Source organism: Ginsengibacter sp. (assembly GCF_057362405.1).
The window spans coordinates 1-8,038 of sequence record NZ_JBMQQG010000164.1 but is presented as its reverse complement, the minus strand read 5'-3'; the positions used below and the strand labels follow the sequence as shown (position 1 = coordinate 8,038).

Sequence of the window (8,038 nt, the reverse complement as noted above, 5' to 3'; positions counted from 1 at the left end):
TTTTATTATTACCGATGAGTCAAAATATTCTGCAAAAGGCATTCCCCAGCCAGTCAGGGGAAAGCGTGAAGAATCATACAAACACATTGTTGAATCTCCAATCATCCAGATGGTTGTCTTCTTTTTGATTGGGGGAATGAATGATAAAAGTGCAATCGTGACAACTAACGCAAGCATCGTTCCGCCTCCTTTCATACAAAGAGGACTCTCGTTTTTTAAGTTCGTATTATCTTTATGAAGAGGTTTAATCACTATTTTATTTTTGTTTAATAACCCGAATGCGATCTGATAATTCAAGATTCAAATTTTCGATATCGTGCAAAACAATCTCCGCCATTTTTCTTGCGCCTAATTCGCTGAAATGAGTGTTATCTTCCCTGCCTTCAGGGTAATGCGGATTCTCACCGGGCGACAAATAATTGTATAAATACTTTGATGTTTCAGGGCCAAGTTGTTGCACGAGTTGCTGGCTCTCTTCGTCTAAATCAATTAATGGAACATCGTATTTTTTTGCAACACCTTTTACCAATTGCGTATAGGCGGCATGGGTTTCTTCAATCTTGCCTGTTGAATCAAATTTCCTTCTTGCAACCGGAGTTATTAAAACAGGAATTGCTTTTTTGTTTCTTGATTCGGAAACAAATCTTGTAAGGTTTGCTACAAACTGATCTTCGGTTGTAAAACTTTTTTTCGTGGGTACTTCATCGTTATGCCCAAATTGAATGAGCACATAATCACCTTCATGAAGATTGTCAACAACAGGTTGCCATCTTCCCTCTTCAATAAAAGTTCTTGTGCTTCTGCCATTTTTTGCACGGTTATCCACCGTGACAGTCGAATCAAAAAAATAGTGGAAGGGCATCCCCCAGCCGGTTTCAGGATAAGCAATCACTTCCTTATCCGCCATGGTTGAGTCACCAATGAGATATACCGTAATCTTATTTTTTTGCGGCAAAGCAAATGACATTATGAGCAATGTCATTAGGAATCCTTTATTCCACGAAGTTCGACCCGTACTTTTATGCATTATCATTTATCATTTCAAAAGGTTCATTACAACAATTCCCCTGATTGGTCCAAACTATCTCCACCTGGGATCACCTGCGGTACTTTTACCAGCGAATGAATTATCCTTAATAGTAAAATTTCCATTTGCCGGATCAGTAAATAGATCTGTTGCAATACCCGAATAGGTATTGCCACCCGTTATGGGATTTGCGCTGAATACACAATCAGAAGTTAAATAACAATTACTCAATGCTGCGTTACCAGAGGATTTAATTCCATTTGCATTGGCAGGATCAATCGTACTTCCGAAAATTGAATTTATTATATTAAATGCAGTAGGAAATGTTCCCGAATAATTAACGAAATAGCCGCCGTTATTTATCATGTCGTTAAAGGTGCAGTTGTTTATATTAAGAGAGGTTCCCGTAATACCGTCCTGTCTTATGAAATAATAGAAAGAATAAAAAGTACTGTTATCGATTTCTATATTATCAATTTTAGCATTGCTGCTGGCATTAGCATATAACACCGCATATTTAGATGCGATGCCAAAGCTATCTATAATACAATTTTTAATATTCAAATTAACAATTTCGTCTCCCGACGTCTTCAACCTGATAAAAGAATTATTAAAAACTCCTTGTGTTGTAATGTTGGAAATGTTCATGGTTCCAATAGTAGCAGCATGTCCCACATTCATGAAGTAACTGGAACTACCATCATTGGCAATCGTAAGGTCGGAGAAGCTTAAGGTGTCAATGTTTCCGGTTGCATCAAAGTTACTTGACAACAACAATATGGCCGGGTCCCCAAAACCTAATCCACTCATAATAGAAACAGATTTGTTAAACGTGTAAGCAGCAGGAATTCTATAGGTTGCGCCTCTCGCCAGCAGAACGATAGAGCCATCAGGTATTTGCGGCAGTGTATCGTATAGAACCTGTTGATCGGCTATGCTTCTGAGATCAATAATATTATTACCGGTAACAGACGACCGGGTAGTAAAACTTATCAAACCTTTACTCCGTGTACCAGCAAAAATTTCAGCGGTGTAAGTTGTATTTCCTGTTAACCCTTTTATTAATTTTTCTCCGGCGGTATTATCGTTGGTAGTTAAAGGTACGTCTATGGTATCACCGTTAGGTTTTGTAATTACAATCTTGTTAACACCCGGGGTGGTTGTCCATCTCAAAATTGCTTCAACATCCAAAACATCTGCACTTTGCACTGCCTTAAATATCTGAACACCTACCAGGCTAAACCGGACGTTGCCCGTCACCCAGTTTGATTCAGCGGAAGCATTGATGGCATTTGCCTTTACCCTTACAAAATACGGCGTCCTGTCTTTAAGCGTATCATCCGTTATTGTTCTAAAAGTATTATCTACTGTAAGAGATAAATCCGGCGTAGCCTGGAAAAGAGAATCCTGTGAAACTTCCACTGTATAAGTTACGCCGCTTCCTTGCGAAAAAAGCGATGAAGGCCAGCTAATGGTAACGGCGGTATCTCCACCGGTAACAGTAACTCCTGTAGGCGTAAACATCCTGTCGGGAACAAACCTTTCTATTGGTTTTTTCTCGCAGGAATAGATCACTATTGAAACCAGCGCCGCGACTATTATTTGATATCTTAATTTTTTCATGACTATCTCTTTTATCATTTTTTTTAATAAATAGATCAATACCCGTAATCCTGTGTCAGGTTTGGATTGGCATCTATTGATTGTTGCGGAATAGGTAATAACTCACTATGATTTGGTTTGAACCCTTCAGCATAATAAGAAAAGTTGCCGGTGTTTACCGAACTGCTGATCCATGTAATTTTAGTAGCACCCGCGGGTGTGGATGAAGGGGCTGGTTGGTAAAACGAACTTACCCAATCAATATAATTTGCAGGATCACTATTGGGTATATAATACATAGACGTTGGCAGCATATCGTAAGGCTGCGCCATTGCAGCCATGGAAGCCAACGCTTGTTTGGTTTCGGATAATTTTTGCCCTAACAAATTCCACCTTATCAAATCATATTTGCGAATTCCTTCGCTGCCAAACTCTAATGCCCTCTCATTCGCAATGGCATTAAAAAATCCATCCTTATCAGAAGGCGGTGTTCCAATCAATGCTTCATTGCCTGCATAGGCACGTTTCCTCACTTGTTGCAAAGCGTCAATTGCTCCGGGCGTAGGACCGTTATTAATTTCATTTTCTGCTTCAGCATACATTAATAAAACATCGGAATAACGCAGTATGGGCCAATTGAGGCTAAAGTTTTGCGCCTGGTTACTGATATCGATATATGGATTGGTAATCCAGTTACGACGGAACTTCCCGTCGTAAAGACTCGTGATACCAACTCCCGAAAGCGAATTATCGTTGCTAATTTTAAAAGGAGCGATTGTTACATCCCGGCGTGTATCTATCGAATCGAACATATAAAAGTAGGTAGGTAATATAACCAGACTCCCATTAGGTCCATTATACTTTCCCAGTTTACTATCAGTAGCTGATGTGCCACCGGCCATTGCAGCCTGGAACATTATTTCGCCATAGGGATCAATCCGGTGTGCATCGAGCTGATTCTGCCATAAGTCTCTGTAACCAGGGTCAAGAGCATGTTCGCCGGATTGAATAATTGATAAACATTCAGCATCTGCTATTTTGTAATAATCCAGGTAATTACTACCACGTTCCATCTTATTATCTTTTCGTAACGAATAGCCTCCCCTGAATAATGCGATACGGGCTCTTAGTCCCTTAACAGCACCTTTCGTAATTCTTTCATCGTTAGGATCTCCAAGGGCAGATATGCCAGAGCGCCATGGAACCAAATCTTCGGCAATTTGCAGATCGTTCAGGATATGATCGTAAATACTGTCACGATCCGTCTTTGCTAAAAATAAATCGGGCTGATCGGCTGAAGGTTGCCACTGTGCAGGAACATCTCCCCAGTTTCTAACCAATTCAAAATAATATTGTGCTCTTAATGTTAGTGCCTCCCCATAAAGTCTCTTCAACTCGGCCTGGTTACCCGGGGAACCATTATTATATAAATCCATTTGGGGAATGTATTTGATACATTGATTGGCTCTTTCCACTCCTTCATACATTTGATTAAAAGGTTTAGCCAGTTGCAGGTTTCCTGGTGTGAGATTATACCTGCCAATATCTCTTCGGTCATTATCACCATGGCCGCCCGCACCCATCATTACATCATTATCATACGGAAAATACATACTTACACGAATGCCATATCCCTGGTCGCCTGAAAGTTCCTGGTAAGCACCTAAAACAGCTTTTTGCGCATTAGCAACGGTACCAAAAACAGTTTCGGGACCAAATGAAGATACTGGTTTAAGGTCCAGGTACTTTTTACACGAACTAAGTTGAATCACGGATATAAGAACCGTTATGGCTATCAGCGGGTAAGAGAATAATTTTATTTTCATAACGAAAAAATTTAAAAAATTTTAGAAAGTCACATTTACGCCTAAGATATAGGAGGTGCTACGCGGATATGCAGAAAAATCAACGCCTGGTGTTGCGGGAGTAGATCTTCTTGTGTTTACCTCAGGATCGTAACCACTATAGTTGGTAACTACTGCAAGGTTGTTTAGCGTAACGTAAGCCCTGAATCTTTGAATCTTTATTTTTTCAGTAAGTGATTGCGGTAAAGTATACCCGAATGTGATATTATTAAGGCGGGCAAATGATCCTTTTTCGACAGCCCAGGCTTGCGGGTAAAAGGCACTTCCTGTAGTAATGGGGCGCCACAAAGTTGCATTCTTATTTAAATCGGCAAGCGCTTTCGGGTCCGTTACCACGTTACCATTATCGTCTACGGTACGCCAGCGATTTTTTTCTATGGATAACAAATTAGCATTAGGCGTGTATCCGCTGCCAAATTCAAGTTTATTATCATTATAAATATCATTACCTACCTGGAAGTTTATAAATACGCTCAAATCAAAATTCTTAAAAACAACTTGTTGATTTAATCCTCCGAAAAATTTGGGATTGGCATTGCCAATAATTTGTTCATCATTACTATTTACTACACTGTCGCCATTGAGATCTTTGTATTTAATGATGCCGGGTTGCGGCGTTAGACCTGTAACACTTATATCATTAGGTACTCCTGCCTTTAGTGTATACTTCTGTGTTCCGGGATCATAATTAAAATCATCCACGGAGTAATAACCATCGTTCACTAAACCATACATGCTGCCTACCGGTGCTCCTACTTTTACGATGTAATCGGCAGGATTATTTGACCCTGCCCATCCTGAACTCTGAAGATAGGAAGTTTGCCGGCCGAGACTCAATACTTTGTTTTGATTGAAAGAAATATTGAAACTCGCGTTCCAGCTAAAATTCTTTGTTTGAATAATTGCTGAGCTTAATTGAGCCTCAAATCCATTATTGGAAGTAGCCCCCACATTTTGTATCTGGGTGGTATAGCCTGAAGTTGTTGGCACCGGAACAGCAACCAGCAGGTTTTTAGTTTTATTGCGGTAATAATCCAGGCTTAATTGAAGATGATTATTGAATAATGAAAAATCCAACCCTGCATTTCTTGAAATGTTGGATTCCCATGTTAATAGTGAATTCGCAAGCGCTGCGGAACCAAAAGCAGTCACTAACTGATTTTGCAATCCATAGTAATTCTGACTGGTATTAAACTGGGTCAGGAAAAGAAATGATTGAATCCTGTTATTACCCGCTTCACCATAATTCAACCTGAGTTTTACATTAGAAATAAATGGTTCCAGGTTTTGCATAAATTTTTCTTCCGACATTTTCCAGGCAATTGAAGCTGCCGGGAAATAACCCCATTGACGACCGGGAGCGAACACAGATGAGCCATCTGCACGCATACTAACGGAAGCAAGGTATTTATCCTTATACGCGTAATTTACGCGGCCAAAGAAAGACGAGATGCGTTGTACATCCTGGCTACTAGTGGGAGCAGGTTCAGCAATTCCTGTTGGCGGGCTTGCCAGGTTTAAATTTCCCAGAGCTTTTTCAGCACTTGTTCCTAACGGAAAAAATCGCTGTATAATCGTATTATTGGAATTGCGCACCTCATACGTTTCCTGCCCTGCTATTACATCAATGGTATTATTCTTATTAAAATCGCCACTAAATTTTCTATTAGTAAAACTTAACACGTTCGAATTATCAAATGTTTGCGTGTTGCTAGTCTGCACAGTGGCAATAGGCATACCAGAGCCATTAGATATTGCATTCGAACTTAAACTATCATCATAACTATTAGTTTTATAATCATGATAATCGAACCCAACCGTTGTTCTGAAAGAAAGAAATTTGGTTAATGCATAATCAGCATAACCACTTACGCCTGCTAAGGTTTGGTACTGCCTTTTATATTGGTTGTTTATTAATAATAACGGATTCACAATGTACAATCCATTGCCACTGGTTTCGCTTATTAATTCCGGGTCGTAGTTGGCAATTTCCTGTCCGGGGGACAAGTAGGGAATATAACGCACAGCCTGCCTGAGGAAATTTAATCCGCTACTACCCGGGTTTGAAGTGCCTGCTCCATTAATAACCTGGTTATCGAATCGAACATTAAATCCTACTTTAAATTTATCGCTTACCTGGTGATTAAGCCGGAAGTTGATGAGCTTCCTATCATAGTCTGAATTGAGCATTACTGCATCATTCTTATTATAGGTGGCGCTGAGGTTGAACTGTGTTTTATCTCCGCCGCCGGATATACTAAGGTTATGTGTCTGCATCATGGCGCTTCTGCCAAATACCTGGTTTTGCCAATCTACAAAAGGCGCTTGTTTATATAGAGAAAGATCGTTCCATGTTCCATAGGTATTTAAAAAAGTTTGTTCATTTTGCGTACTTCCCCTGCTCCTTTCGTATTGATATAACACAAAATCATACGGATTCAATACACTCAGTTCCCTTTGAACTTTTTGAAATCCTACGAACCCGTTATAGGAGACGGTGCTTTTTCCCCGGTGACCACCTTTAGTAGTTATTATTACAACACCATTAGCTCCCCGGGCTCCGTAAATTGCAGTGGCAGACGCATCTTTTAATACATCTATAGACTCAATATCCTGCGGTGATAAAGTAGAAAGGGCATTATCTACAATAATTCCATCCACTACATACAATGGCGAATTGTCCTGCGTAATGGAGCCGCCACCTCTTACTCTTATCTGCACCTGTGCGTCGGGCGAACCTTCAGAGCCCGTTACCTGCACGCCCGCTAATCTGCCTGCCAATGCTTCTTCAGCGGAATTAATAGGAATATCTTTTAAATCCTTCGCATTAATGGATGAAACAGATCCGGTGAGATCTTTTCTTCTAACGGTACCATATCCCACTACAACCACGTCATTTAGTTTTGAGGCGCCGAGTACCAACGAGATATCAATATTGGTGCGGGAGCCAACATTTACTTCTTTGTCTTCACTGCCTACATAGCTATAAACCAAAACAGGTTTACCTGTTGCAGGCACTGATATAGAATAGTGTCCCGTACTATTGGTAGTTGTGTTTGTTTTGGTTCCCTTTAAGTTTACCGTTGCGCCGGGTAGCGGCTCACCATTATCAGAAGTAACTGTTCCTGTTACAATTTTAGTCTGCGCCGTTACAACAGTAAAGGAGAACAGGCATAGCAGTAAAAAATAAATTTTTGTTTTCATAAACAAGCTGTATTAAAATGAACAAGAATTAGTTTTTTATAATTGATTTTTAATTTCGACAAATTGACCGTACATCTCGGTCGATTTAGACGGGCGTATATTCTACTCCGTTAGCTTATACAATTCCCCCTCTAATATTAATTATATTTATTTTCCTGCGTCGAATTAACCAAGCCACTTTTAACCCGTGATAATTTTGCAGCAACTTTATTTTCATTTATGGCACCGCACTTCCTTTATCTCCGTATTCATCAGTATGGTTTACGGCAAGATCCCTTAAAATACTGCCAGCATTGTTAATGAAAATATCAATAGAGGATTTAGCCGATTTAATTTCCTT

4 protein-coding genes and 1 pseudogene are annotated in these 8,038 nt (G+C 39.9%); all 5 read right to left on the bottom strand.

Annotation, left to right across the window (positions count from 1 at the left end; all coding sequences use genetic code 11):
* Positions 1–252, bottom strand: a pseudogene (locus ACO1O5_RS13775) (hypothetical protein); the annotation flags it as partial.
* A 4-nt stretch (positions 253–256) separates the two neighbouring features.
* Entirely contained in the window at positions 257–982 is a 726-nt protein-coding gene (locus ACO1O5_RS13770) for a rhamnogalacturonan acetylesterase (protein ID WP_486271141.1), read from the bottom strand.
* A gap of 99 nt (positions 983–1,081) precedes the next feature.
* Entirely contained in the window at positions 1,082–2,650 is a 1,569-nt protein-coding gene (locus ACO1O5_RS13765) for a DUF5123 domain-containing protein (RefSeq protein WP_486271139.1), read from the bottom strand.
* Positions 2,651–2,685: 35 nt separating this feature from the next.
* Entirely contained in the window at positions 2,686–4,455 is a 1,770-nt protein-coding gene (locus tag ACO1O5_RS13760; protein WP_486271137.1) for a RagB/SusD family nutrient uptake outer membrane protein, read from the bottom strand.
* Between the two features lie 21 nt (positions 4,456–4,476).
* Positions 4,477–7,698, bottom strand: a complete 3,222-nt coding sequence (locus tag ACO1O5_RS13755; RefSeq protein ID WP_486271135.1) for a SusC/RagA family TonB-linked outer membrane protein — start codon at positions 7,696–7,698, stop codon at positions 4,477–4,479.
* Positions 7,699–8,038: the final 340 nt, after the last annotated feature.